At 55.1% G+C, this 22,946-nt stretch carries 22 protein-coding genes and 1 riboswitch; of the genes, 9 read left to right on the forward strand and 13 right to left on the reverse strand.

Annotated elements, in window-relative coordinates; all coding sequences use genetic code 11:
- Window positions 1-36: 36 nt before the first annotated feature.
- The 5 genes from ABIE64_RS15595 to ABIE64_RS15615 form a co-directional block, all read right to left on the reverse strand.
- Window positions 37-543 (reverse strand): hypothetical protein, encoded by a 507-nt coding sequence (locus ABIE64_RS15595; protein ID WP_071239394.1) that lies wholly within the window; start codon window positions 541-543, stop codon window positions 37-39.
- A gap of 4 nt (window positions 544-547) precedes the next feature.
- A complete protein-coding gene (locus ABIE64_RS15600; RefSeq protein WP_071239393.1) occupies window positions 548-1,786 on the reverse strand; it encodes an agmatinase family protein in 1,239 nt (412 codons plus the stop codon).
- Window positions 1,787-1,841: 55 nt separating this feature from the next.
- Window positions 1,842-2,660: an ABC transporter ATP-binding protein gene (locus tag ABIE64_RS15605; protein ID WP_354377912.1), complete on the reverse strand. Its 819-nt coding sequence runs from the start codon at window positions 2,658-2,660 to the stop codon at window positions 1,842-1,844.
- Window positions 2,660-3,481 carry an ABC transporter permease gene (locus ABIE64_RS15610; RefSeq protein ID WP_071239391.1) on the reverse strand — a complete coding sequence of 274 codons (822 nt, stop codon included), beginning with the start codon at window positions 3,479-3,481 and terminating at the stop codon, window positions 2,660-2,662. The genes ABIE64_RS15605 and ABIE64_RS15610 overlap by 1 nt, the downstream gene beginning before the upstream one ends.
- Before the next feature lie 165 nt (window positions 3,482-3,646).
- Window positions 3,647-4,717, reverse strand: coding sequence for a putative urea ABC transporter substrate-binding protein (locus ABIE64_RS15615; RefSeq protein ID WP_354377913.1), 1,071 nt, complete (start codon window positions 4,715-4,717; stop codon window positions 3,647-3,649).
- 106 nt (window positions 4,718-4,823) lie between these two features.
- Window positions 4,824-4,931: riboswitch (guanidine-I (ykkC/yxkD leader) on the reverse strand.
- Between the two features lie 298 nt (window positions 4,932-5,229).
- On the opposite strand from ABIE64_RS15615, the gene ABIE64_RS15620 reads away from it, so the two are divergent.
- From ABIE64_RS15620 to rpsD, 3 genes are all read left to right on the forward strand, one after another.
- Window positions 5,230-6,021, forward strand: a complete 792-nt coding sequence (locus tag ABIE64_RS15620) for an RNA methyltransferase (protein WP_083379280.1) — start codon at window positions 5,230-5,232, stop codon at window positions 6,019-6,021.
- 313 nt (window positions 6,022-6,334) lie between these two features.
- Window positions 6,335-8,434, forward strand: a complete 2,100-nt coding sequence (locus tag ABIE64_RS15625) for a methyl-accepting chemotaxis protein (RefSeq protein WP_007091301.1) — start codon at window positions 6,335-6,337, stop codon at window positions 8,432-8,434.
- Window positions 8,435-8,650: 216 nt separating this feature from the next.
- Window positions 8,651-9,268 carry a 30S ribosomal protein S4 gene (gene rpsD, locus ABIE64_RS15630; RefSeq protein ID WP_007091302.1) on the forward strand — a complete coding sequence of 206 codons (618 nt, stop codon included), beginning with the start codon at window positions 8,651-8,653 and terminating at the stop codon, window positions 9,266-9,268.
- A gap of 143 nt (window positions 9,269-9,411) precedes the next feature.
- Here rpsD and ABIE64_RS15635 read toward each other — a convergent pair whose 3' ends face one another.
- The 4 genes from ABIE64_RS15635 to ABIE64_RS15650 form a co-directional block, all read right to left on the reverse strand.
- Window positions 9,412-11,616 carry a mechanosensitive ion channel family protein gene (locus ABIE64_RS15635; protein ID WP_354377914.1) on the reverse strand — a complete coding sequence of 735 codons (2,205 nt, stop codon included), beginning with the start codon at window positions 11,614-11,616 and terminating at the stop codon, window positions 9,412-9,414.
- Between the two features lie 206 nt (window positions 11,617-11,822).
- Window positions 11,823-12,158, reverse strand: coding sequence for a Grx4 family monothiol glutaredoxin (gene grxD / locus ABIE64_RS15640; RefSeq protein WP_007091305.1), 336 nt, complete (start codon window positions 12,156-12,158; stop codon window positions 11,823-11,825).
- A gap of 97 nt (window positions 12,159-12,255) precedes the next feature.
- Entirely contained in the window at window positions 12,256-13,164 is a 909-nt protein-coding gene (gene rarD, locus ABIE64_RS15645) for an EamA family transporter RarD (RefSeq protein WP_063094773.1), read from the reverse strand.
- A 235-nt stretch (window positions 13,165-13,399) separates the two neighbouring features.
- Complete coding sequence (locus tag ABIE64_RS15650; protein WP_354377915.1) at window positions 13,400-13,633, reverse strand: BolA family protein; 234 nt, start codon at window positions 13,631-13,633, stop codon at window positions 13,400-13,402.
- Window positions 13,634-13,962: 329 nt separating this feature from the next.
- Between ABIE64_RS15650 and ABIE64_RS15655 the strand changes: the two genes are divergently transcribed.
- The gene (locus ABIE64_RS15655; protein WP_354377916.1) at window positions 13,963-14,175 is read left to right on the forward strand and encodes a hypothetical protein; all 213 of its coding nucleotides are present in this window, start codon (window positions 13,963-13,965) and stop codon (window positions 14,173-14,175) included.
- A gap of 90 nt (window positions 14,176-14,265) precedes the next feature.
- The gene (locus ABIE64_RS15660) at window positions 14,266-14,655 is read left to right on the forward strand and encodes a GIY-YIG nuclease family protein (RefSeq protein ID WP_354377917.1); all 390 of its coding nucleotides are present in this window, start codon (window positions 14,266-14,268) and stop codon (window positions 14,653-14,655) included.
- On the opposite strand, the gene ABIE64_RS15665 is transcribed toward ABIE64_RS15660, so the two are convergent.
- The 4 genes from ABIE64_RS15665 to ABIE64_RS15680 form a co-directional block, all read right to left on the reverse strand.
- A complete protein-coding gene (locus ABIE64_RS15665; protein ID WP_354377918.1) occupies window positions 14,652-15,788 on the reverse strand; it encodes an FAD-dependent monooxygenase in 1,137 nt (378 codons plus the stop codon). The genes ABIE64_RS15660 and ABIE64_RS15665 overlap by 4 nt on opposite strands.
- Window positions 15,789-15,823: 35 nt before the next feature.
- Entirely contained in the window at window positions 15,824-16,822 is a 999-nt protein-coding gene (gene moaA, locus ABIE64_RS15670; protein ID WP_007091311.1) for a GTP 3',8-cyclase MoaA, read from the reverse strand.
- A gap of 200 nt (window positions 16,823-17,022) precedes the next feature.
- Window positions 17,023-17,856 carry a hypothetical protein gene (locus ABIE64_RS15675; protein ID WP_063094765.1) on the reverse strand — a complete coding sequence of 278 codons (834 nt, stop codon included), beginning with the start codon at window positions 17,854-17,856 and terminating at the stop codon, window positions 17,023-17,025.
- A gap of 150 nt (window positions 17,857-18,006) precedes the next feature.
- Window positions 18,007-18,192 (reverse strand): DUF3553 domain-containing protein, encoded by a 186-nt coding sequence (locus ABIE64_RS15680; protein WP_007091313.1) that lies wholly within the window; start codon window positions 18,190-18,192, stop codon window positions 18,007-18,009.
- A 316-nt stretch (window positions 18,193-18,508) separates the two neighbouring features.
- On the opposite strand from ABIE64_RS15680, the gene ABIE64_RS15685 reads away from it, so the two are divergent.
- The 4 genes from ABIE64_RS15685 to ABIE64_RS15700 all read left to right on the forward strand — a co-directional run bounded on the left by ABIE64_RS15685 (window position 18,509) and on the right by ABIE64_RS15700 (window position 22,933).
- Window positions 18,509-19,123: a histidine phosphotransferase family protein gene (locus ABIE64_RS15685; protein WP_110252634.1), complete on the forward strand. Its 615-nt coding sequence runs from the start codon at window positions 18,509-18,511 to the stop codon at window positions 19,121-19,123.
- Between the two features lie 143 nt (window positions 19,124-19,266).
- Window positions 19,267-21,960 carry a hybrid sensor histidine kinase/response regulator gene (locus ABIE64_RS15690; protein WP_354377919.1) on the forward strand — a complete coding sequence of 898 codons (2,694 nt, stop codon included), beginning with the start codon at window positions 19,267-19,269 and terminating at the stop codon, window positions 21,958-21,960.
- Between the two features lie 16 nt (window positions 21,961-21,976).
- A complete protein-coding gene (locus ABIE64_RS15695; protein ID WP_007091316.1) occupies window positions 21,977-22,483 on the forward strand; it encodes a chemotaxis protein CheW in 507 nt (168 codons plus the stop codon).
- An 84-nt stretch (window positions 22,484-22,567) separates the two neighbouring features.
- Complete coding sequence (locus ABIE64_RS15700) at window positions 22,568-22,933, forward strand: response regulator (RefSeq protein WP_007091317.1); 366 nt, start codon at window positions 22,568-22,570, stop codon at window positions 22,931-22,933.
- The last annotated feature ends 13 nt before the right edge of the window (window positions 22,934-22,946 follow it).

Raw genomic sequence — 22,946 nt, forward strand, 5'->3', positions numbered from 1 at the left:
GGCAAAGGGCGCGTTTTGATCCGCGCCCTTTGACGTTTAGCTATGACGGTGATGCGGGTGGTCATGACTTTGATCGTGATGATCGTGTCCATGTTTGTGCCCATGCCCAAAGCGTGCGGCCATGAAGCTTAGCAGGTCGATATCGGCCCGTTCGGTCATCGACACATAGGTGAATGTCATGGTTTCGCGTTCCTTGATCATGCTGCCGGGGAACGGCAGATAGGCCAGTTCGCGGGTAGCAAAGGCCGGGCAGGCGGTGCCGATTTGCCAGTTGGTTGTGATTTTGGCATCGACCAGATGCATGGTCAGGCCATCCTTGCCGATCTTTTGAAACGGGATATCGGCAAGGCGAAGGTAGCTTGCCTTGTCATCGGCTTTGCGGAAGCCTTCGACGAAGCTTGAGGACAGGACCTGTAATTCCTCGGCATGATCGGCGTCGCTTTGGCCGTGGACATGGGAATGCAGGTGATCGTGGTCCGGGGCGTGATTATGCCCCGGTCCGTGAGAATGGTTGTGGCCGTTATCGTGATGATCATGGGGCATCTGGTTACTCCACGTCCGGGCCGGCGGGGATGGTGACCGGTTTGTCGATGATGCCGCGATGCGATCCCATTTTGCCATGTGACACCAGTGTACCCAGCACATCGACAATCACGCGCGTTGCCAGCAGGGCGGTAATGTCCGAGCAATCATAGGGCGGCGAAACTTCAACGACTTCAAGGCCGCAAATTCCCTCTGCCGCGACAAGCGATACAAGCTCCAATGCCTCGCGCGGCAGGAAACCGCCAGGTTCGGGCCAGCCGGTGCCCGGAACGAAACCGCAATCGACACTGTCGATATCAAACGAGATATAGACAGCATCCGCATCCTTCCATGCCAGTTCAAGCGCGCGCGCGGCGGTTTCGGCCAGTCCAAGTTCCTCGACATCGCGCATGGTGAAGATGTTGGTATTGCGATTGCGTGCAACTTCGACCCCTTCGCGCGGCACCTGCCAGCCGCCAATGCCGACCTGCACAAGGTTCACCGCTGGAACATTTACCAGATCGGTGGCATGGAACCACGGCGTGGTGTGCATGCGTTCATCAAGGTCTTTTTCCTGAATGTCGATATGGCGGTCGAAATGCACGATGCCGATACGTTTGGATGTGCATTGCGCAATGCCACGCACGCACGGGAAGCCGATGGAATGATCGCCGCCGATCATGATCGGAAGTGCGCCGCTGGATGCAACGTGGCTGACGGCGCGCGTAATCTGATCAAAGGTCTTTTCGATATTGGCCGGGATGGTGAAAACATCACCTACATCGCAAAGCGTCATCTGTTCGCGAAGATCGACCCCCATTTCATAGTTATAGGGCGTGTAAAGGGCGGATATTTTGCGAACCCCCTGCGGGCCGAAACGCGTACCGGGGCGGTATGTGGTTCCGCCATCAAACGGGATGCCGATGACCGCCGCGTCGTAGGCACCGACCTTGGTGACGTCTTCGATATAGGGTGCCTTCAGAAACGTGTTGATCCCGGCATAATGGGGCAGTTCGCCCCGGGCAAAGGTCGGAATTGATTTATCTGTCAGGCAATCGGACCCGGTCAAACCCATGCGAAGCGCCCACTGCTTTTCCTTTTCCCAAGCGGCTGATGGCAGCAGGGCTTCTTTTTCCGCCGATTTCCAACCACGCAATTGCAGCTTGTCGAAATTCGGGTGGTGGTGACGGGTTGTGGCGGGGGCGGGCAATGTTCCGGCCACGCGATGTCGGCGGACATTTTGGGGGGCAAAGAAATCGCGCATGGTTGTTTCCTTTGGGTTGCGTCAGTCTTTGTTGGGTTGGCTTTCGGGTTTGAAATCAGGGAACCGGCGCGGTCGCCATCAGGGCGGCCGAGAAATTCATGCCGTCGGTTTCATCGGTTTCGCCATTGGCACCGGGAAGCGGTGCGGCAGGCAGGTCAATCGGCAGGTCGTATGTGATGGTCGCGCCATAGGCCTCTGGCGCGTGCGGATCATCGCGCAGCTTGTCAAATACCAGCATCCGGCTGCCGAGTTTGAAGGCCTCGTGGATGTCGTGCGTGACCATGAAGATCGTCATGTCATGCGCCTTCCAGAGGTCCAGCAGCAATTCATGCATGTCATTGCGAATACCCGGATCAAGCGCGCCAAATGGCTCGTCCAGCAACAGCACGCTGGGTTTCATTGTCAGGGCCTGAGCAATGGCAAGGCGTTGCTGCATGCCGCCCGAAAGCTGACTTGGATATTTGTTGGCCGCTGGTGACAGGCCGATGGTTTCAAGCAGTTCGGCAACATCATCGCGGGCCTTTTTGCGCGCGCGGCCAAACAGGCGCCCGGTCAGTTTGCGGGCGGCAAATTCCGCGCCGATGATCAGGTTTTCAGCAACGGTCAGATGCGGAAAAACCGAATAGCGTTGAAAGACAATGCCGCGATCAGGGGTGGGTTGTTGCGGCAGTGGTGCGCCATCCATCAGGATATCGCCGCTGCTTGGCATTTCCTGGGACAGCAGCATGCGTAAAAAGGTCGATTTGCCACAGCCCGATGCCCCGACCAGCGTGCAAAACGCCCCGGCTTCGATATCCAGATTGATGCGTTCAAGTACCGGATATTCGCCGTAAGACTTGGTCAGGTTGCGGATCATGAATTTCGGGTCGCGCATCACAGGCTATCCCCCGAAAGGTGGTTCCAAGGGAAAGCCTTGCGCGATGCCATCAACAGCAACCGGTCAAGAATAAAGGCCAGAAGCGTGATCCAGGCGACATAAGGCAGGATTACATCCATCGCGAGGTAACGACGCACCAGAAAGATGCGATAGCCAAGGCCGCTGGTTGATGCGATGGCCTCGGCCGAAATCAGAAAAATCCATGCCGGGACAAGGCCAAGCCGGATGGCGGTGATCAGTTTTGGCATGACTTGCGGCAAAACCACACGCGAGATCATTTGCCAGGTCGAGGCGCCCAGCGTTTCGGCCTTGATGATCAGTTCGCGCGGGATATCCATCACCGCCTGCGCGATGGTCCTGATCATGACCGGGGCGGTGCCAATCGCGATCAGCATTACCTTGGAAGTCTCGCCCAATCCGAAAATGATGAACAGGATCGGCAGGATGGTGATTGGAGGGATCAGGGACAGGGTGGCGACAAAGGGTGCCAGACCGCGCCTGATATGCGGAATGAAGCCGATGGAAATGCCAAGCCCGATGGCAAGCAGGGTGGAAATGAAAATGCCGACCGCAAGGCGCGACAGGCTATCGATCGTATCAAGCCACAGAAGGTAATCGCCCGACCGTTTGTCGGCCTCGAACCCCATGCGCCAGATCGCATCCCCCATGCTGCCAAGCGACGGCAAAAGCTTGTCGGCCGGATTATCGATCCGGCGCAGATGGCTTGCGATGGCATAGGCCCCGATCAAAAGCGCAAACGGGATCGAGCCCAGCAATATGGCTGCGCGCCGGGAAAGGGTGCGATTGATGATACGCATGGCCGTCACCTTGCAATTGCAAAAACGGGGCAGTGGTCAAGACGGGTAAAAATCTGAAAGGTCGGCCATCCGAACCTGATGCAACTGGTGCAACGAATGTTACAAGGCCGGATGGCCGACAGAGTTAATCAGCGAAGCGCTTGGTGGCGTGGCTAATACACGGTTTCAAAGCTCGCCCTTGGCGGCCATCTCCATATAGGTCGTGTCAAATTTCAGCTTCACATTGGCGCTATCGCCATAGATGCTGCCATCCGGGAAGCTGACGCCGACGAATTCCGGGCTTGGTGCGCCTTCACCAAGGATGCCCTTGTCGAACAGGAATTCGGCGACGAATTTCATGGTTTCGGGAAGCTCGGCTGATTTGGTGAATTCAACGGCCTTGTCCGGGGTAAAGAACATCGCCGTGCTGGCAAGCTGGGCATCGTATCCGGCAAGATCGGTGCCTGATGCTTCGGCCATGGCAGTTCGCGCGGCAATGCCTTCGTCGGTGTCGGATGCCATGATGCCCATCAATTCATACCATGCGCCAACCAGTGCCTTGCCGAATGCTGGATTGTCGGCAAGGGTTTCGGTGTTGACCATCATGATATCGATGATTTCGCCGGGGATACCCGCACTATCAAAGACGAGTGTCGCGTTATCGTTGGCGGCAATTTCCGACAGAAGCGGGTTCCATGTCACCACCGATGTCACATCGTCGGTGGCATAGGTCGCGATCATGTCGGCGTCGGATGTATTCACGACCGTGACGTCCTGTTCGGACAGGCCGACCTTTTCAAGCGCACGCGCCAGCAGGTAATGGGAAACGGAAAGTTCAACCAGATTGACGTTTTGCCCCTTGATGGCGGCAAGGTCAGTTGCGTTTTTCAGGATGATGCCGTCATTGCCGTTGGAATAATCGCCAACAATCAGGGCGGTGGTATCAATCCCGCCACCGGCCGGGATCGAAAGCGCGTCCATATTGGTCATTGAGCAGCCGTCATATTCGCCAGCGGTGTATTGGTTGATCGATTCAACGTAATCGTTGATCTGCACGATATCGACCGAGATGTCGTATTTGTCGGCCCATTTTTTCATGATGCCGCTATCTTGCAGATACCCCCACGGCATCCAACCGACATAGATCGACCAGCAGACTTTGAAATCGGACTTTTGTTCAGCGTGGGCGGGTAGGGAGGCCAAAGAGGCAGAAAGGACGGCGGCAAACGAAAGTGTTTTGAAAAACGTCTTTAACATGTGTGCGCTCCTGCTTGTTTTGCGGATCACTTCGGATCAGTCAATTCAAGAAAGGCTCTTGCACACAAACCGGGAGAAGGCTTGTGCGCGACAAACCTGTGCAGTTGTCTCCCGGGATTTTGGCCCGCCGTGTCACCGGCCTATGAAACGTTGACCGGTTTGCGCCTCTTGGACCAGCATTCCTTTCGGAACCGGAACCCTAGGCGCGCTGCACACTCAAACAGAAGCAATGCATATGCCAGTCACCTGAAATACGTCTTTGGATGTTGGTAATGCTATGGAAATAAAGGATAATGCTGATGTTCGTGACGCTGCCTGTTGCGCGAAATGCGTATATGCAGTGCACAAATTTTGATTAAAAAATGACCATAAAAATAAATATGATCAAAAATAATGCATCTTCCGTGCGTGTAATGTGTGCTGGCATCGTGCATTGGCTTTTGGTAAAGAAACGCCAATATTGACGGGCATGCCCGCACTTTACCCCATGCAAAGACCGGAGAATTCAAGCGATGAGCGACGTCGCAGACGCGGCTATGCCGGATGGCGCAAGACCCGAAACCGGCGGTATCGCCAATCCGCCTGTCATCATCCTGATCGAACCGCAGCTTGGCGACAATATCGGCAAGGCGGCGCGCGCCATGCTCAATTGCGGTTTGGTTGACTTGCGCCTTGTGCGGCCGCGTGATGGCTGGCCCAATGAACGGGCGACGGCCAATGCATCGGGTGCCGATATTGTCATCGACAATACCAAGGTGTTCGAGCGCGAAGAAGACGCGCTGGCGGATCTGAACCGGGTTTATGTGACGACCGCGCGGACGCGCGACGCGATCAAGCCGGTTTTTACCCCAAAGGGACTGGCACCTGAAATGCGCGCCAATGTCGCGCAGGGGGAAAAGGTCGGCGTGATGTTCGGGCCGGAACGCACCGGTGTGCGCAACGAACATATTTCGATGGCCGATGCGGTCGTGACCGTGCCGCTGAACCCGGGCTTCACATCGCTTAACCTTGCGCAGGCTGTGCTGCTGATCGGGTATGAATGGTGGCAGGCCGGTGTCGATGTGCCCGATTACCAGATGATGATGAACGATACCTTCCCGGCAACCCGGGACGAGTTGGATCGTTTGTTCGAACATCTCGAGGCGGAACTGGATAATTCCGGTTTCTTCCGGGTCGAGGCAAAACGCCCGAATATGGCACGCAATATCCGCAATATTTTCAACCGCGCCAACCTGACCCACCAGGAAGTTCAGACACTTCGCGGCATGATCGTCGCGATGCGGGGCGGTAAGCACAAGCCATAGCTGCATGTCTGCTTCTGCGCAGATTGGTACACAACACCCGCCGATTTTGGCGGGTGTTGTTGTTTGGGGTACTTTCAATATTCAGCCGGCAGCTTGGTGCTGCCCCGTGAGCCGCGACCGGCTCTGTGTGAATTTTTTTAGACAATTGTAATAATGTAAGGCGATTTGTAATTGTAGTTACAAAATTATCCGTGACATCGCCTGTTTTCCCGACCTATCCTTGAGTCTGGGGTTCATAACACAATCTTATAAGAGATGGGTCACCCGGACGGGGGTTCAGAGGTTTCTCAAATGTTTGAGCATTGGGGTGGGTATGAAGGGATTTCTAAATCTTTCGGTCAAGGTTCAGCTGCTGATTTCGATGGCGGCACTTGCGTTTTCTGCAGTTGCGGTGGTTTTGCTGGTTACGCAATCTTCGTCATTTGATGCCATTCACAAGGTGTCAGTCGAACAGGCGCGCGAGCAGGCTTATCGATATGCCAATTCGGTTTCGGAGGAATTGAATATTCCGGCGGAAGCCGTTCGTTCGACAGCCTCGGCGCTAAAAGGCATGGTTGCGGCAGGTAAGCCTGACCGCGAAGTTGCCGGTGAAATCATTTCCGAATTACTGCGCCAGCATCCCGGGATTGTCGGCAGTGGAACGGTGTGGGAACCGAACGCCTTTGACGGTGCCGATAGCAGCAACGCCAATGTGGCAGGCAGCGATGATGCCGGTCGGTTTGTGCCCTATTTCTATCGTGATGCATCGGGCAAGATCGCGTTTGAACCGCTGATCGGGTTTGAAACGCCGGGGGATGGCGATTGGTGGTTGGTTCCCCGTGACGAACGACGTGAAACCATTGTCGAACCTTATGTCTATCCCGTGAACAATGTCGACGTGTTAATGACAACCATCAGTGCGCCGGTATTTGAGGGGGAACCGGGCAGTAAGGTGATTGGTGGCGTAACCGTCGATCTGGCGCTTGAAACGCTGCAGGGCATTATCGACCAGATTGCCTTGCCCGAGAGTGGTATGGCTACCCTGATTTCAGAAGGGGGCTATGTTGTCGCACACAGTGCCAAGGATCGGGTTGGGCAGAATATCAGCGATATTGATCCGGCACTGGCACCGGTCCTGGAAAGTATTGGCAAAGGTGAGGCTTTTGGTCGTGAAATGAAGCTCGGTGCCGATAGTGCGTCTTACTATGTCACCTTTACACCGATATCGATTGGCAAAACGGGTACGAACTGGGCATTGGGTACGGCGATCCCGATGAAAGCTATTCTGGCAGAGGCAAATAACCAGCTTTATATCGCCCTCGTCGTCGCGGCTGTTGCAGTTCTTGCGGTTGCGATTATCGCCTTTTGGCTTGGCGGTGCGTTGGGGCGTCCGGTGTTGCGGATGACCGAACGGATGAATGCGCTGGCGCAGAATGATGTCGATGTCGAGATTCCCTATACTGATCGTTCGAACGAGTTTGGCCGCATGGCACAGGCCGTTGCGGTGTTTCGGGAGAATGCCGTACGTGTTCGCAATGCCGAGGCCGAAAAACTTAAGGCCGATCATGTGGCCGAGGAAAGGCGCCGTGCCCAGTTGAACGAGCTTGCAGACTCGTTTGAAAGTTCTGTTGGAGGAGTGGTCGGCTCGGTGAGCAATGCAGCGGATCGTTTGTCGTCGTCTTCCGGGGTCATGAACCAGATCGCTGTTGACACGCGATCACAGGCCGCAGCGGTGAATGCAGCAGCCGAAGAAGCATCCAATAATGTACAGACTGTGGCTTCCGCGACCGAGGAGCTGTCTGCGTCGATCCGTGAAATTTCGTCGCAGGTTGCGCAATCAAACGAAATTGCGGGCAATGCCGTAGAAGAAGCCAACAGAACAAACCAGTTGATCGGTGGTCTTGCCGATGCGGCGGAAAAGATCGGCGATGTTGTAACCCTGATTCAGGATATTGCGTCGCAGACAAATCTTCTGGCGCTGAATGCGACAATCGAGGCTGCGCGTGCCGGGGATGCTGGCAAGGGCTTTGCGGTTGTCGCAAATGAGGTCAAGAATCTTGCCAGTCAGACCGCGCGTGCAACAGACGATATTTCCGGTCAGATTGGCGGTATTCAGGGGGCAACCCGGGATGCGGTCGAGGCGATTGGCGGGATCACTGAAACCATCGGTCGCATCAGCGAAATCGCATCGACGATTGCGGCCGCTGTTGAACAGCAGGGGGCGGCGACCGAAGAAATCGCGCGCAACGTCGGGCAGGCGGCACAGGGCACGACCGAGGTTACGTCAACGATCGGACAGGTGACGGCATCGACCGGCAAAGTTGGCGAATCTGCAAGTGATGTTGCAAGTGCTGCTGAGGAACTGACCGGGCAGGCTGCAAGCTTGCGTCAGCAGGTCGAGCAATTCCTGCGAGATATTCGGGCAGGCGTCTGATTTTGCATTGAAAATCGGCTAAACGGTTATCAGGGGCACTCGGGTTGGGAAACCCGGGTGCCTTTTCGTTTGACTCTGCGGTCTTGATCTCTATATTGCGCCTCACTTCCGAGAAAGTGGGGCGAAACAGGTGTTTTCGTCCCCGTTCCTGTTTGGGTTAACCGACACAGGAAACTATCGGGACAATAAAGTGATCTTAAAAAAGAGAGTTACAAAATGTCGAAACGTATTGCTGCAAAGCATAAGATTGACCGCCGCCTTGGCGTGAACCTTTGGGGCCGTGCAAAATCGCCGCTGAACAAGCGCGAATATGCACCGGGCATGCACGGCGCGACCCGCCGTAAAAAGCCGACCGATTACGGCACCCAGCTGTTCGCCAAACAGCAACTTAAAGGCTATTACGGTTCCATCTCCGAGAAACAGTTCCTGCGTTACTACAAAGAAGCATCGCGTCGTCCGGGCGATACTTCCGAAACGCTGGTCGGTATTCTCGAGACCCGTCTTGATGCTGTTATCTACCGCATGAAATTCGTTCCGACCGTGTTCGCAGCGCGTCAGTTCGTTAACCACGGCCACATTCTTGTCAACGGCAAGAAAGTCACCATTCCTTCTTACCTCGTTAAAGAAGGCGACGTTGTTGAAGTCAAACCGGCTTCGCGCGAAATCCCGATGGTTATGGAAGCTGCCAACCTGAACGAACGCGACGTTCCGGAATATCTTGACGTTGACGCGAAGGCCTTCAAAGGCACCTTCGTTCGCGTTCCGAAATTCGCAGAAATTCCGTACCCGGTTCAGATGCAGCCGAACCTGGTCGTCGAATTCTACTCGCGTTAATCCTTATCGGATTTCGCGAAGACGAACACAAAACGCCCGCTGGAAACAGCGGGCGTTTTGCTTTGTCGTCCCGTATGAAAAAGCTCGGTACGGTTTGCTGTGCGGGGCTTTTGATTTTGGATCGTGCAAAAGGTTTTGAATTCTTATCCTTTTGGCGGAACGATCTGTTCGGACGCCTGTTGGGCGGCGGCAGCAATGGCCTCTTTCTTTTGTTCTGGTGTGGCGTCGTCAGGCACATCGACCTTCACATTGCGCGATGCCATGTGGATGCCGTTTTCCTTGAACATCGCCAGAACGCTTTGATAGACGGTTTTGCGGATGGTGAATTGTTCGCCGGGCTTGGCGGTATATTTAAGCCCGATCACCATGTTGAATTCTTCCATCCGGCGCACGCCCTGAGATTTCAGCGGTTCGATAAAGCTGTCACCGATCAGCGGATCTTCAAGCAGTTCGGCAGAAAGCTTTTTGACCAGCTTCTTGATCTTGTTGACGTCGGTTTCAAACGGCACACGGAATTCAAGTTTGACGATCACCCAGTCGCGGCTGTGATTGATGATCGATTTGATTGCGCCAAAGGGCACGGTTTGCAGGGGGCCACGATGATGGCGCAACTGCATCGACCGGATCGAGATATTTTCAACCCGTCCGCGCAGATTATCGACTTCGATATATTCGCCAAGCCGGAAGGCATCATCAAGCAGGAAGAAAACCCCTGCGACAACGTCGCGTACGAGCGCCTGACTGCCAAAGCCGATGGCAAGGCCAACAACGCCAGCACCGGCAATCAGCGGGCCGATATCAACCCCAAGGGCGGACAATGTCACCATCACCACCATGATGACGATGACGGTCAGCGCGAAGTTTTTCAAAAGCGGTAACAGGGTTTCAATCCGCGATAATCCGGTGCCGCCCCCTTCGCCGTCGCCATGTCCGCCGCCCGCGCCGCTTTGGCTCATGCGCTCGTCAAGGAACGCCTTGATCAGGGACCAGACCAGATCGGCGATCAGCAGGATCATGATGATCTCGGTCGAGGCATCAAGCGCACGCGCGATGATCCCGGCATCTTCGGCAAGCGCAAGTCGATCAAATCCCCAGATACGCCAGAAACTGGCAAGAACAAAGACGATGGCAAGTAACCGCACACCGCGTTTCAGAACCGGGGTAAAGACCGGAAGGTCCGGCTGAACAGGTTTGAATTCTTCCCCGGCTTCAATTGTCGCTGCTTCGGCGCGGGCATTGATGGCATCTGCTTTGGTCTCGGCCATTCTGGATTTTTTGCGATGCTGGCTTTCGATGATGCTGCGTAAAATCACATCAAACAGGCAGGCAATGCCAATCGCCAGCAGGAACTTCATGAAACGGTCTGCCGCCAGAATGGTCGTCGCGCCGAGTGCCACCAGATAGGCGCAAACAATGACGGGCCATAAACGGGCAAGCGATACGGGCAGGGCAATCTTTTCAACTGTGCCCGTGAGTCGGTGAGTGGCGAAATAACGCGCCAGCGAAACCGTCGCGATGCAAAACGCCAGAACACTGATCACGACCGCGATATCAAAAAGAATGATGTCGCCATGGACCATTGCCGGTGACTGCCGGAAAACCCCGGCCAGTGCAAAGGCAAATAATGACACGCCACTTGCGATGGTGATGGTACGTGCCAGTGTCGCTGCGGTCTGCGGATCGACATCGATCATCCGAAGGCCTTCAGCCTGCGGCGCAAACAGGAATTGCAGCACGATCATGACAAGACGCAGAGCAAAGAACGCGGCGAGCATCGACAGAAGCGCTCCCTTCATCAGGGGCGGCCAGTCAAAAATCATGAAAGCACCGATTGAGCCGATGGCAAAGACCGTCAAAGACAGCAGCGACAGGACGGATAAAAGCACCATCTGACGCAGTCGGTCGAAAAATCGGGTGGGGTGTTGTGCTTCAAGATAACTACAGAGCGGGGCAGCAGCCCGGCGATACAGAAATTCGACGATCAATCCGACACCGACAAAGATCACGGTAAACAGCGCAAGGCGCATCAGCCCCCTGCGGCCGATATCTGATGACAGAAAATCGCCGGTTTGTGCCATTTCATCGGGAAAGGTTTCAAGGCCGGTAATCGTATCTGCAATCTGTTCGCGGGTTCGCGCCACCCCGGAATCAAGGAAGTCGTAATAGCTGAAGGTCGTTTCAGCCGTATCGGACAAGGCATCATCGGACGGATCGGTTGTTTCCGTGGTCTGTTCTTCGTTTTGAGCGGCCATTGTAGCCAAGGCAGGCTGTGCATGTGCCCAGTCTGGCATACCCGTCACAAGCAGCCAGAGGCCGAAACACATCAGGATCTTTGTTGTGATTTTCATAATGTCCCGCCCAAAGCCCTGTTCGTAAAAACGAATTCCTTTTTGCAAGCATGGTACAGCCAAACAGGGGTGTTAAGGAATGGTTTTACAGCATCGACCCATATGCATGCAGGGATTGAGGCAATAAAAAACGCGCCGGGCATCTGCGCGGCGCGTTTTAAATCATCGGGTGTCAGACCGGTTCGGGTTTGCGTCATCCGCCTTGATCAGGCAGCGACAGCAACGCCCTTGTCTTTGAGGTGCTGGGCCAGTTCGCCCGAGGCATACATTTCACGAACGATGTCGCAACCGCCAACGAATTCGCCTTTGACGTAAAGCTGCGGAATGGTCGGCCAGTTCGAGAAGTCCTTGATGCCCTGACGGATTGCCGGGTCGACCAGAACGTTGATGTCCTTGAAAGGCGCGCCGAGTTCGGCAAGGACCTGAACGACTGCGGCCGAGAAACCGCATTGCGGGAACATCGAGGTGCCCTTCATGAACAGAACGACGTCGTTATCGTTGATGTCTTTCTGGATGCGATCAAAAACCGGATTGTCGGTCATGTTGGTTGTCCTTGGCTGCAAAGGCGGCGATCTCTCTGCCGCGATATTTCAGGTTATGGTTTTATGGCCGAAGATATGGCTGGAAGGGGCGGTTCTGTCAACTCTTGCGGCGTAATTGCCGTGCAGTCCGCAAATTATCCCAGGTGAAAATGCCAAGTCCGATCCAGACCAGCGCGTAAGTTATCATATGCGCCTGGGTAAAAGTTTCGCCGAGCAAGAGAACCGCAACAAAGAACTGGATCGTCGGATTCAGATACTGCATCAGGCCAAGCGCGGAAAATTTCATGTTCCGGGCAGCAAAGGCAAACAGCACCAGCGGAATGGTTGTGACAGCGCCCAGCGACACCAGCAGGGCATCATGGCCAATCCCCAGATTGGTGAAGGCCATGGTGCCCGATGCATTCAGCCAGACCAGATAGCCAAATGCCACCGGCGACAGCAGCAGGCATTCGACAAACAGACCGGCAATCGGATCGGCCGGAACAAATTTGCGGATGACGCCATAAAAGCCGAACAGCAACGACAGGCTAAGCGCAATCCACGGCAGTGATCCGAAAAACACCAGAAGGTTCAGAACCCCGGCAAAGCAGATCAGTACCGAGACGATCTGAATGCGATTAAGCTTCTCGCCAAAGAAGATGCGACCAAGGATCAGCATGATCAGCGGCATGATGTAATAGCCAAGGCTGGCTTCAAGCGCATGTCCGATATGAACCGACCAGATATAGATCACCCAGTTCCCGGCGATCAGCAGGCTGCTTATGAATAACAGTCCCATGGTGCGCCTAGACGACAGCAGGTCCCACAATCGCGCACGACGTTTCAGGACAAAAACCAGTGTCAATGTCAGGATCGCCGACCATAGGATGCGATGGGCGAGAATTTCAAACGGGCTCGCGAAATCGATGATTTTGAAATAGAAGCCCAGAAAGCCCCAGATGACAAAGGCACCAAGCCCCGCTAGCGGTCCGGCACCGATCAAAGCCGGTTTTTGGGATGAGGACATCGTTATTGAACCATGGTCATTTTGTGGGGCCAAACGGCAGGTGCCCGATGGGCGGAACGATATTCAAGCCTGAACCGGAGCGGAAACCCGGATATTGATCCGGGTTCGAATACGGGTAGTCATTCTGGTCTGGGTCGGGAATTATCAAGGGCACCGAAGCTGATCGGTGCCCGTAATTTTCTGGCGGCCTTGCAAGGATGGTGGCAAACGCAAGGCGGCCCCGTGCGGCTGGAACTTATTCCGGTGCGGAAGTCTGAAGCGCAAGGGCGTGCAGGTCACCGCCCATTTTGCCTTTGAGGGCCGAATAGATCATCTGGTGCTGCATCACGCGGGTTTTACCGCGGAAGGACTCGGACACAACGATTGCCGCATAATGATCGCCATCACCGCGAAGGTCCTCGATGCGGACCTGTGCATCGGGAAGGGCTTCCTTGATCATCGCTTCGATTTCGTGGGCTTCCATGGCCATGGCGCTAATTCCTTATAATTGGTCGAATACCCTTGCGCCCTGTTTGGCGCATTCATCCGGGTGCCCGGCGATATTTGTTAATTCTGGTATATGTTGTCCCTGTAGGGGCTGTCAATTTCTGCAAGCGGTAATGCGCTTCGCGCGGTCAAAGATATGGTGGTGCTTGTGTTTTGCGGCACATTGCGCTACGAAATGCGCGGTTGCACACACCGGCCGTTCGCGGGGCTTTGGCTCATGGTAAAGTGATGCAGACGATTTTATCGGTTCCCCGTCTTCTTGTGACGTCGGACCGGCAATGCGGACACCCGGCCTCCTGTCAGGAGACGAAAATGACCCAACCCGTTCATAACCTGCCCGAAAAGCCTGAACTGACACCGGTCGAGCTTGCCGATTTTGCGAAAATTGCATCGGGCGATCCGGCGGAAATGCTTAAGCAGCAGGCAAAGCGCCTGCGCAAGGCACTGGCCAGCCGTAAGATGACGGTTTCCCACACCGGAACCCGTGCTTGCCAATGGCACGCGCGGCCCCGGTCTTTCGGTTGATCTGCTGCTGTGACTTTGACGCGGCTTGTTGCTGACATAAATGATGAAACCCTCCGGCAGCTTCCCAAAGTTGCCGGAGCCTACATTCTCGTGATTGATCTTTCTGCTGATCTGGTTTTACGGAACAAACGCTTCGCCGGGGCCATCCTGCGCCGGGGCACTTATCTTTATTGCGGTTCTGCCAACGGACCGGGTGGCATTGCGGCCCGTGTCAAACGTCATTGCCGGACGGAGAAAAAACAGCATTGGCATGTCGATGAACTGACCAACGGCACCGGGCACGTGGTTGCGATGCTTGTCATGCCTGATGGGGGTGAATGCGATTTGCGTGCTGCTTTGGGTATGGTGCCGGGCATTTCCATTCCGATTGCCGGGTTTGGTAGTTCGGATTGCGCGCGTTGCCCTGCACATCTGCTGGCGGCGGAAAGCCATGCCGTTGGCATGACGGCAATCGAGCAGGTCCGAAAGGCGTTCACCTAGTCCTTGCGGTTGCCTGCCATGCCGTCAATCAGCGGACGGAAGCCCGATGCAACAATCTTCGAGCCGATCCTGCGCATAAGGGTATTGCGCAACCAGACACCGGTCTTGCCGCGGATTTTGGCGAAACCCATGCGTTGCAGGGATTGTTGCTGGACCCAGTGTGCTTCGGGCAGTCGGGCGGCCTGCCAGTCGGCAAGCGCGGTTGTGATATCGGATTGCGCGCGAAAGGCATTGGCCAGTGCCAAGCTATCCTTGATCGATTGCGTTGCCCCCTGTGCCATGGTCGGAAGGGTGCCATGTGCCGCATCCCCGATCAGGGCCACACGCCCGGCAACCCATTCGGGCATGACCATTTGCTGAAGACGGCCTTCGTGAATGACCGTGTCCGTTCCGATTGTGCCTAGCATATCGCGCACCGATCCATCAAACCGGGCAAAATGGGCGGCAAGCTCGCTTGTCGGCAAGTCGTGTATTCTTTCGCCCGGATCATAGGTGCTGGCATAGATATAAAATCGGCTATCCCCCACCGGCATCACCAGAATAACCTGCCCGTGACCGATGATGAATTTGGGCGCTGTCAGGCCGAAGGGATAATCCGTGATCCAGCGCCAGCAGATATAACCGGTCGGCTGCGGGACATGTTCCGGGCCAAAAACCAGGCGTCGAACGGCTGAATTGATCCCGTCCGCACCGATCACAAGATCAAAGCTACCGGTCGTGCCGTCAGTAAAACGAACCTGTGCCTGATCGGGTGCGTTACTGATGTCGGATACGGAAAGACCAAACCGGATGGTCGGTGTTGTCAGTTTGGCGCACAGGATTTCGTGAAAGTCGCTGCGGGTCAGGGCCTGAAATGTCGGCCAGCCGAGCTGTTTGGTTTCAAGTGCAAACAGTTTCCGGTCACGATGATCGAAATAATCCAGTCGTGGAAAGGCACAGGATTTGTCGGCAACATCCTGATCAATGCCAAGGTCCCGAAGGGCCGTCACCGCATTGCCGGGCAGGTGCAACCCCGCCCCGGTGGGTTTCCAGCCATCAAGGGTTTCGGCAATCGTAATGTCATGTCCGTCGCCTTGCAGGGCAATGGCCGCAGACAAACCGGCGATGCCGCCGCCGACAATCAGAATGTTCATTTTATGCCTGTAACTGGAATGGGGTGATGTTCGGATCAGCCGCCCGTCATGCTCATATGGCGACCGACTGCGGGTTTCTGGCCCTTGCGGTCGATGACGAAATCATGGCCCTTGGGTTTCAGTAGCATGGCTTCGTCAAGTAGACGGTCAAGGGTTTCGGGCGCGCCCGAGCGGAGGGCCGCGCGCAGATCAACGTGGTCTTCCTGACCAAGGCACATGTAAAGCGTACCGGTACAGGTCACGCGCACGCGGTTGCAGCCCTCACAGAAATTATGGGTAAGCGGTGTTATGAAACCAAGACGCCCGCCGGTTTCGGCCACCGTGACATAGCGCGCCGGGCCGGGGGTGACATATTCGGACGGGATCAGAGTATATTCCTGTTCCAGCCGTTCACGAACGGCGGTCAGCGGCAGATATTGATCTGTGCGATCCCCGTCAATATCGCCAAGCGGCATGGTTTCAATCAGGCAAAGATCAAAGCCTTCCTTGCCGCACCAGGCGACAAGACGGGAAATTTCGTCTTCGTTGAAATTGCGAAGGGCGACCGTGTTGATCTTGATCTTGAGTCCTGCCTGTTTGGCAGCCTCAAGCCCGCTTAGCACCTGTTCAAGGCGGCCACGGCGGGTGATTTCGGCGAATTTCTGATGATCAAGGCTATCAAGCGAGATGTTGAGCCGTTTGACGCCAAGACGTGCCAGATCATCGGCGTAGGTCGCAAGCTGGCTGCCATTGGTCGTCATGGTAAGTTCGTCAAGCGCACCGGATTTAAGATGACGCGACAAATCCCTGATCAGGTCCATGATGCCACGGCGCACCAGTGGCTCGCCCCCGGTCAAGCGCAGTTTGCGTACACCGCGCGCAATGAAGGCCGAACAGAGCTGATCGAGTTCTTCAAGTGTCAGGACTTCGGATTTTGGCAGAAAGATCATGCTTTCGGCCATGCAATAGGTGCAGCGGAAGTCACAGCGATCCGTCACCGATACCCGAAGGTACGATACATGGCGGCCATATTTGTCAATCAGCGGTCTGGTCATGGCGGCGGCGCTTGTTTCTGTTTATTGGTCTGGAAACGCTATGTAGTGCGCAAGTTCGACTTTCGCACAGGGGGGATTGATTTGGCCACCCCGATTTGTAATGAAATCATCACCTTTCCGTCAGATGACATCAGAAAAACCGCGGGAAATATCCGCCGCGGTGTTTCTATCTGTCAGGAAATTCAGGAATTATCGAATGCCTATTCCCAGTTTTCGGCTTCGCGGATGTGGAGGGTCGCGACGTCGCGATCAAGCGATGCCATGACATTGCGTAGCGTCTCGACATTCTCGCTGCCAAGCTTGGCAACCAGTTCGGCCGAACGTTCCGGCTTGGACAGGGCGGAACGTACATCGCGGAACAGGGCGCGCAGCAATCGCACACAATGTTCCTCGGTAAAGGTCCATGCATGATCGCCATGCGGCATGTTGTCATTGACCAACTGGATCATCCAGTTTTTACGCCGCTCGTAATCCTTGAAATGCAGGGCCATGCGCGAGAAGACCAGATTAAGCCGATTGGCGACCTGTGGCTCTTCGGCAAGGTGATCCCAGTAATCTGTCGGATCTCGCAATTCATCTTCTTCGTCGGCATGCTGTTCAATGATGGTCTGTATTTCGCCATCGATTTCCTGCAGCATATCCATGCCAACCATCATGCGGATGACCTTGAAGAAGGGTTGCAGGATTTCGCGCGACAGTGCCCCATGTTCCAGATCGCCCGCTTCGCGGCCTTCAAGCTGATGGGCAAAACGGCTGACCAGAAGGCGGCCCAGCGGATCGTGGCGGACAGCGGCATTCTGGCGGGTCTTGACGGTATCAAGATCGGCTTCAAGCGTCATCCATGCTGCGTCAAACAGCTTATTCTGCCCGCGCAATGTTTCCAGCGCGCTTGAAATCTGTTCGGCGCTGATGGTGCCGCCATGCGCCTTGGCCTGTTCGATGAGGCCGGCGGCAAATTGTTCGAGTACGGCGAATGCGGCGGAGTGGTGACGCTGTTTGAAGCTGTCCCGCGGTGGTTTGACGATTGCAATCATTTACCCGTTCCGACCTTGTTATCATTTAAATCAGATCACCGGATTGATTCGCCCGGTAGCCGATGGATGCGATCTTGCGTATCAAATTCCGTCAAGACGCCGAATTATTCAATCTTTTCATTTCAGCAAGTTCCGTGCCATCGCAGGCGGTTATTCATAGCCGACGGCAGCCTCGACAATTTCAAGCACGACATGACGTGGGCGGATGATCTGGCGTCCGGCTTCTTCGAAATTTACGGCGATCCTGTCGCCGTCTACCGCCTGAATGCGACCAAGGCCCCAGTCGGGCTGGCCAGGATGGCGGACAATGGTGCCAGGTGTGAGCAGAAAATCCATGATCAAGCTCTTTTGTCTGATGTTGGTCTTTTTAATATAGTCAGGCAATAGGCCCGGAACAAATAATGCGCAATGATGACAGTCACATCTTTTGAGGCCCGTCGATGATGGGCAAAATTTGCCGGTCTGCAAATGCGGCAAAAATCCGCAGGTTAAAGAAGGTTTTAACACATCAGGCTGCAATCTGGGCGCGGTTTACACCGACCGTGATTCGATCATGTCCCAAATATCGACCGGGCGGCCAGATGTGAGCCACGTATTGTTTTGGGGAAGCAGTGCGGACCTGTTGAACAGAATTCTTGGAGATACCCGTTACATGGAACAGGACAGAGCAGTGGAACTGATCCTGATCGAGCTGATCAGTTCGCGCATTTGCCACGACCTTGTCGGGCCTGTGGGGGCTGTGAATGCCGGTGCCGAACTGATGGGTGAGGCCGGTGTTGCCGATGACGAGGCACTTGCGCTGATGCGCAAAAGCGGGCTTGAGGCCGCGCGCCGGTTGCAATTGTTCCGTCTGGCATTCGGGCGCGCCGGCAACAGTGTTGACACAAAATCCATGCGCGATGCGGTTGCTCAGAGTTTCGAGGCCGAAGGCAAGGTGACCCTTCTGTGGGATCAAACTGGAATTGGAATTGATCCAGCTCATGGAAGGCTTGTGCTCAATATGGTGATGTTGGCCCGTGAAGCTTTGCCGTTTGGTGGGGATATTGTTGTTACCTGCGAATCCGGGGGGCGGATTTCGGTCAATGCAACCGGAAAACGTGCCGCGTTTCGCCCCGATGTGGAAAATGTCATGAAAAATGAAGTGGCCCCGGAACAGCTTGATCCCCGGACCGTACATGGCTTTTTCCTGCGAAATCTTGCGCATCGGACCGGTGGTGCGCTTTCAGTCTTGCAAGAGGACGGAAATGTTGCATTGATCTATGATTAAAAAAAACACATGCGGGTCTGGTAATACGGTGTGCTAGGTTCTACGTAAGTAACGGATTGAACGTGTGTTTCGCGCACTGGTCGTGGGGATGGGCGTTCCGGTTCCGGCAAACAGTATGATTGTCGGAGATGTGGAGGGGGTTTATGGACGATCTTTTAAGTGAATTTCTGACAGAGACTTCGGAGAGCCTTTCGACGCTTGACGTCGAGCTGGTCAAACTGGAGCAGAATCCGAACGATCCGGATATTCTGTCGAATATTTTCCGCCTGGTGCATACCATCAAGGGGACATGCGGATTTCTTGGTTTGCCGCGACTGGAAGCAGTTGCGCATGCCGGTGAAAACGTGCTTGGCAAGATCCGTGATGGCGAACTGGTTGTAACACCGGATGCGGTGACGCTTGTTCTTGAATCCATTGATACGATCAAATATCTGCTGAGCGAGCTTGAGCAGAATGAAACCGAACCGGATGGCAATGATGCCGATCTGATCGCGCGTCTTAACCATTTTGCCGATACCGGTACGATTATGGGCGGCAGCGCCGCACCGGCAGCCGCCCCGGTCGAGGAAGAAGTCGCCGAAGAAGTGCCGATGACCGATGATGAGCGGTTGCAGGCAATTTTCGATGCAACCGAAGTCGACCCGGATATTCAGGAGCCGGAACCTGCTCCTGCGCCCGAGAAACCCGCACCGGCAGCCGCCCCGCCCGCAGCAGCAAAGTCGCAGGCAGTTGCCCCGGCCAAGGCCGCTGCGTCCGAGGGGCCAAAGGCCGAAGCGCAGCGTGGCGAGGCCAAGGAAAGTTCTGTCGCGGCTCAGACGATCCGTGTGAACGTCGAGCTGCTTGAAAACCTTATGACCCTGGTTTCCGAGCTTGTTCTGACCCGTAACCAGCTGTTGCAGATGGTTCGCGGCAAGGATGACAGCGAATTTACAGTTCCCTTGCAGCGCCTGTCGCACATCACTACCGACCTTCAGGAAGGTGTGATGAAAACGCGTATGCAGCCGATTGGCAACGCTTGGGCGAAACTGCCGCGTATTGTTCGCGACCTTGCGCTTGAGATGAACAAGAAAATCGATCTGCAGATGATCGGTGCCGATACGGAACTTGACCGTCAGGTGCTTGAACTCATCAAGGATCCGCTGACCCACATGGTCCGTAACTCTGCCGACCATGGTCTTGAAGATATTCCGGGGCGTCGTGAAGCTGGCAAGCCGGAAACCGGTACGGTTACGCTGAATGCCTATCACGAAGGCGGTCACATCATCATCGAGATTTCCGACGATGGCCGCGGTCTCAATATCGAACGGATCAAGGCCAAGGCGATTGCCAACGGTCTTGCAACCGAAAGCGATCTTGACGGCATGGCGGATTCGCAAATCCACCAGTTCATCTTCAAGGCCGGTTTCTCGACCGCCGAAAAGGTGACCTCGGTTTCTGGGCGTGGTGTCGGCATGGACGTGGTCCGTACCAACATCGAAAAAATCGGTGGTACGGTTGAACTGAAATCGGTCGAAGGCCGTGGTTCGACCTTTATCATCAAAATCCCGCTCACCCTTGCCATCGTTTCGGCACTGATCGTTGAAAGTGGCGGCGAACGTTTCGCCATTCCGCAGATCAGCGTTCTGGAATTGGTCCGGGCTTCAAGCAATTCCGATCATTCGATCGAACGCATCCACGATACGCCTGTCCTGCGTCTGCGCAACCGTCTGCTGCCGCTTGTCACGCTCAAGAAAATTCTTGGTCTTGATGACGGCGAAACAACGGTCGATGACGTGGATGAAGAAGCCTTCATCGTCGTCACCCAGGTTGGGACCTATTCGTTCGGTATCATCGTTGACCGAGTGTTCGACACCGAGGAAATCGTGGTTAAACCGGTCGCACCGATCCTGCGTGACCTGTCTCTGTTCTCGGGGAACACCATCCTTGGCGACGGTAGCGTGATCATGATCCTGGATCCGAACGGCATTGCGACCCGCACCGGCGAAATCACCGTTGGTGGTTCGCAGGGGGTCGAAAGCAAGGCGCGCTCCGATACCGGTGATCGCGAAACGACGTCCATGCTGGTCTTCCGGGCTGGCGGTGCAGAAGTTCGTGCCGTACCGCTGGCACTGGTTGCCCGCCTCGAAGAAATCGATGTCGAAAACATCGAATATTCGAACGGTCGTCCGCTGGTTCAGTATCGTGGCAAGCTGATGCCGCTGGTCTTCATTGATGGTTCCTATCAGATGAAAGCCGAAGGCCGTCAGCCGACCCTGGTCTTCCAGGATCGCGAACGGACCATGGGCCTTGTGGTTGACGAAATTGTCGATATCGTCGATGACGTCCTTAATGTCGAACTGACAGCCGATCAGGATGGTCTGGTCGGGTCTGCGGTGATCGACGGCAAGGCAACCGATCTGATTGATGCTGGCTACTATCTTGAACTGGCGTTCTCGGACTGGTTTGGTCATGAGGATACCGGCGGTGAGAAAAAGCGTGTGCTTCTGGTAGATGACAGCCCGTTCTTCCGTAACCTTCTCACACCGATGCTGTCGGTGTCCGGTTTCCGTGTCATTGCGGTCGAGAATGCCGAGCAGGCGCTTGATCTTAAAAATCGCGGTGAAATGTTCGACGCGATCATCAGTGATATCGAAATGCCGGGCATGAACGGCTTCGAATTTGCCGAAAGCCTGCAGAATGATGAACATTGGGGTGATACCCCGATCATCGCGCTGTCCTCGCACACCAGCGAGGAAGACTTCGAACGGGGTCGTCAGGTTGGCTTTAGCGACTATGTCGCGAAATTCGATCGAGATGCGCTGGTATCAACGCTGATCCAGACGCTGAGCGCAGTGTAAATCGGGGAAAAGTCCAATGAGCGATAAAAAGGCACTCGTCCCGAGCAAAGAACAGAGCACGGCCCTTGACCTTGGCGGGGCGACGAAGGATTTCGTTACCGCCTATATCGGCAAGCAGTTGTTCGGTATTCCGGTTCTGACGGTTCAGGATGTTCTTGGTCCGCAGCGCATCACGCGCATTCCGCTGGCTCCGCCCGAAGTGGCAGGGTCGCTGAACCTGCGTGGGCGCATTGTTACGGCGATTGATGTTCGCAAACGTCTAGGGCTTCGTGAACGCGAAGACGACGTGCCGGGCATGAGCATAGTGGTCGATCAGGGCGGTGAGCTGTACAGCCTGATGGTCGATCAGGTCGGAGAAGTTCTGAGCGTTCCGCAAAAAGCGTTCGAGCAGAACCCTGCAACGCTCGATCCGCGCTGGCGCGAATTTTCCGATGGCATTTTCCGGCTCGACAAGAAGCTTCTTGTCATTCTGGATGTGACCCGTCTGCTTGATTTCACGGTTTCTGTGAAACAGGCTGGCTAGCTATGTTAGTCTGTACCGGGTGCAAAATGCATCCGGTACAATGCCGGTTTTGGCTTAACGATCTAATTTGCGAGAAGGAAGTCGATGAAGAGTTGTCTCGTCGTCGATGATTCGAAAGTCATCAGAATGGTGGCACGCCGTATCCTGGAAGAAATAGGATTTGCGGTCATTGAGGCTGTGGATGGGCAGGAGGCAATTGATCGATGCCTTGAAGCCATGCCAGATGCGGTGTTGCTTGATTGGAACATGCCGGTGAAAAGCGGGATTGATTTCCTGCGGGAACTGCGCGCAGCCCCTGGTGGTGATGAGCCCGTCGTCGTGTTCTGCACTACAGAAAACGATCTCGAGCATATCCAGGAGGCCATCACGGCCGGTGCGAACGAGTACATCATGAAACCGTTCGACAGCGAGATCATCCAGGCAAAATTTGAGCAGGTGGGTCTGATTTAAGGTTCCTGTCAGC

This window comes from Thalassospira sp. MBR-102 (assembly GCF_040549275.1).
In the GTDB taxonomy this organism is placed as follows: Bacteria; Pseudomonadota; Alphaproteobacteria; order Rhodospirillales; family Thalassospiraceae; genus Thalassospira; species Thalassospira xiamenensis.

What these genes read in the sequence shown, in the direction of transcription:
- ABIE64_RS15665 (WP_354377918.1), bottom strand. Translation starts at nt 15,788, where the DNA reads ATGAACATTCTGATTGTCGGCGGCGGCATCGCCGGTTTGTCTGCGGCC.
- ABIE64_RS15700 (WP_007091317.1), top strand. Translation starts at nt 22,568, where the DNA reads ATGAAGAGTTGTCTCGTCGTCGATGATTCGAAAGTCATCAGAATGGTG.
- ABIE64_RS15685 (WP_110252634.1), top strand. Translation starts at nt 18,509, where the DNA reads ATGGAACAGGACAGAGCAGTGGAACTGATCCTGATCGAGCTGATCAGT.
- ABIE64_RS15605 (WP_354377912.1), bottom strand. Translation starts at nt 2,660, where the DNA reads ATGCGCGACCCGAAATTCATGATCCGCAACCTGACCAAGTCTTACGGC.
- ABIE64_RS15695 (WP_007091316.1), top strand. Translation starts at nt 21,977, where the DNA reads ATGAGCGATAAAAAGGCACTCGTCCCGAGCAAAGAACAGAGCACGGCC.
- ABIE64_RS15690 (WP_354377919.1), top strand. Translation starts at nt 19,267, where the DNA reads ATGGACGATCTTTTAAGTGAATTTCTGACAGAGACTTCGGAGAGCCTT.
- ABIE64_RS15650 (WP_354377915.1), bottom strand. Translation starts at nt 13,633, where the DNA reads ATGGCCATGGAAGCCCACGAAATCGAAGCGATGATCAAGGAAGCCCTT.
- ABIE64_RS15620 (WP_083379280.1), top strand. Translation starts at nt 5,230, where the DNA reads ATGAGCGACGTCGCAGACGCGGCTATGCCGGATGGCGCAAGACCCGAA.
- ABIE64_RS15675 (WP_063094765.1), bottom strand. Translation starts at nt 17,856, where the DNA reads ATGATTGCAATCGTCAAACCACCGCGGGACAGCTTCAAACAGCGTCAC.
- ABIE64_RS15615 (WP_354377913.1), bottom strand. Translation starts at nt 4,717, where the DNA reads ATGTTAAAGACGTTTTTCAAAACACTTTCGTTTGCCGCCGTCCTTTCT.
- ABIE64_RS15600 (WP_071239393.1), bottom strand. Translation starts at nt 1,786, where the DNA reads ATGCGCGATTTCTTTGCCCCCCAAAATGTCCGCCGACATCGCGTGGCC.
- ABIE64_RS15680 (WP_007091313.1), bottom strand. Translation starts at nt 18,192, where the DNA reads ATGGATTTTCTGCTCACACCTGGCACCATTGTCCGCCATCCTGGCCAG.
- rpsD (WP_007091302.1), top strand. Translation starts at nt 8,651, where the DNA reads ATGTCGAAACGTATTGCTGCAAAGCATAAGATTGACCGCCGCCTTGGC.
- rarD (WP_063094773.1), bottom strand. Translation starts at nt 13,164, where the DNA reads ATGTCCTCATCCCAAAAACCGGCTTTGATCGGTGCCGGACCGCTAGCG.
- ABIE64_RS15625 (WP_007091301.1), top strand. Translation starts at nt 6,335, where the DNA reads ATGAAGGGATTTCTAAATCTTTCGGTCAAGGTTCAGCTGCTGATTTCG.
- ABIE64_RS15635 (WP_354377914.1), bottom strand. Translation starts at nt 11,616, where the DNA reads ATGAAAATCACAACAAAGATCCTGATGTGTTTCGGCCTCTGGCTGCTT.
- ABIE64_RS15655 (WP_354377916.1), top strand. Translation starts at nt 13,963, where the DNA reads ATGACCCAACCCGTTCATAACCTGCCCGAAAAGCCTGAACTGACACCG.
- ABIE64_RS15610 (WP_071239391.1), bottom strand. Translation starts at nt 3,481, where the DNA reads ATGCGTATCATCAATCGCACCCTTTCCCGGCGCGCAGCCATATTGCTG.
- grxD (WP_007091305.1), bottom strand. Translation starts at nt 12,158, where the DNA reads ATGACCGACAATCCGGTTTTTGATCGCATCCAGAAAGACATCAACGAT.
- moaA (WP_007091311.1), bottom strand. Translation starts at nt 16,822, where the DNA reads ATGACCAGACCGCTGATTGACAAATATGGCCGCCATGTATCGTACCTT.
- ABIE64_RS15595 (WP_071239394.1), bottom strand. Translation starts at nt 543, where the DNA reads ATGCCCCATGATCATCACGATAACGGCCACAACCATTCTCACGGACCG.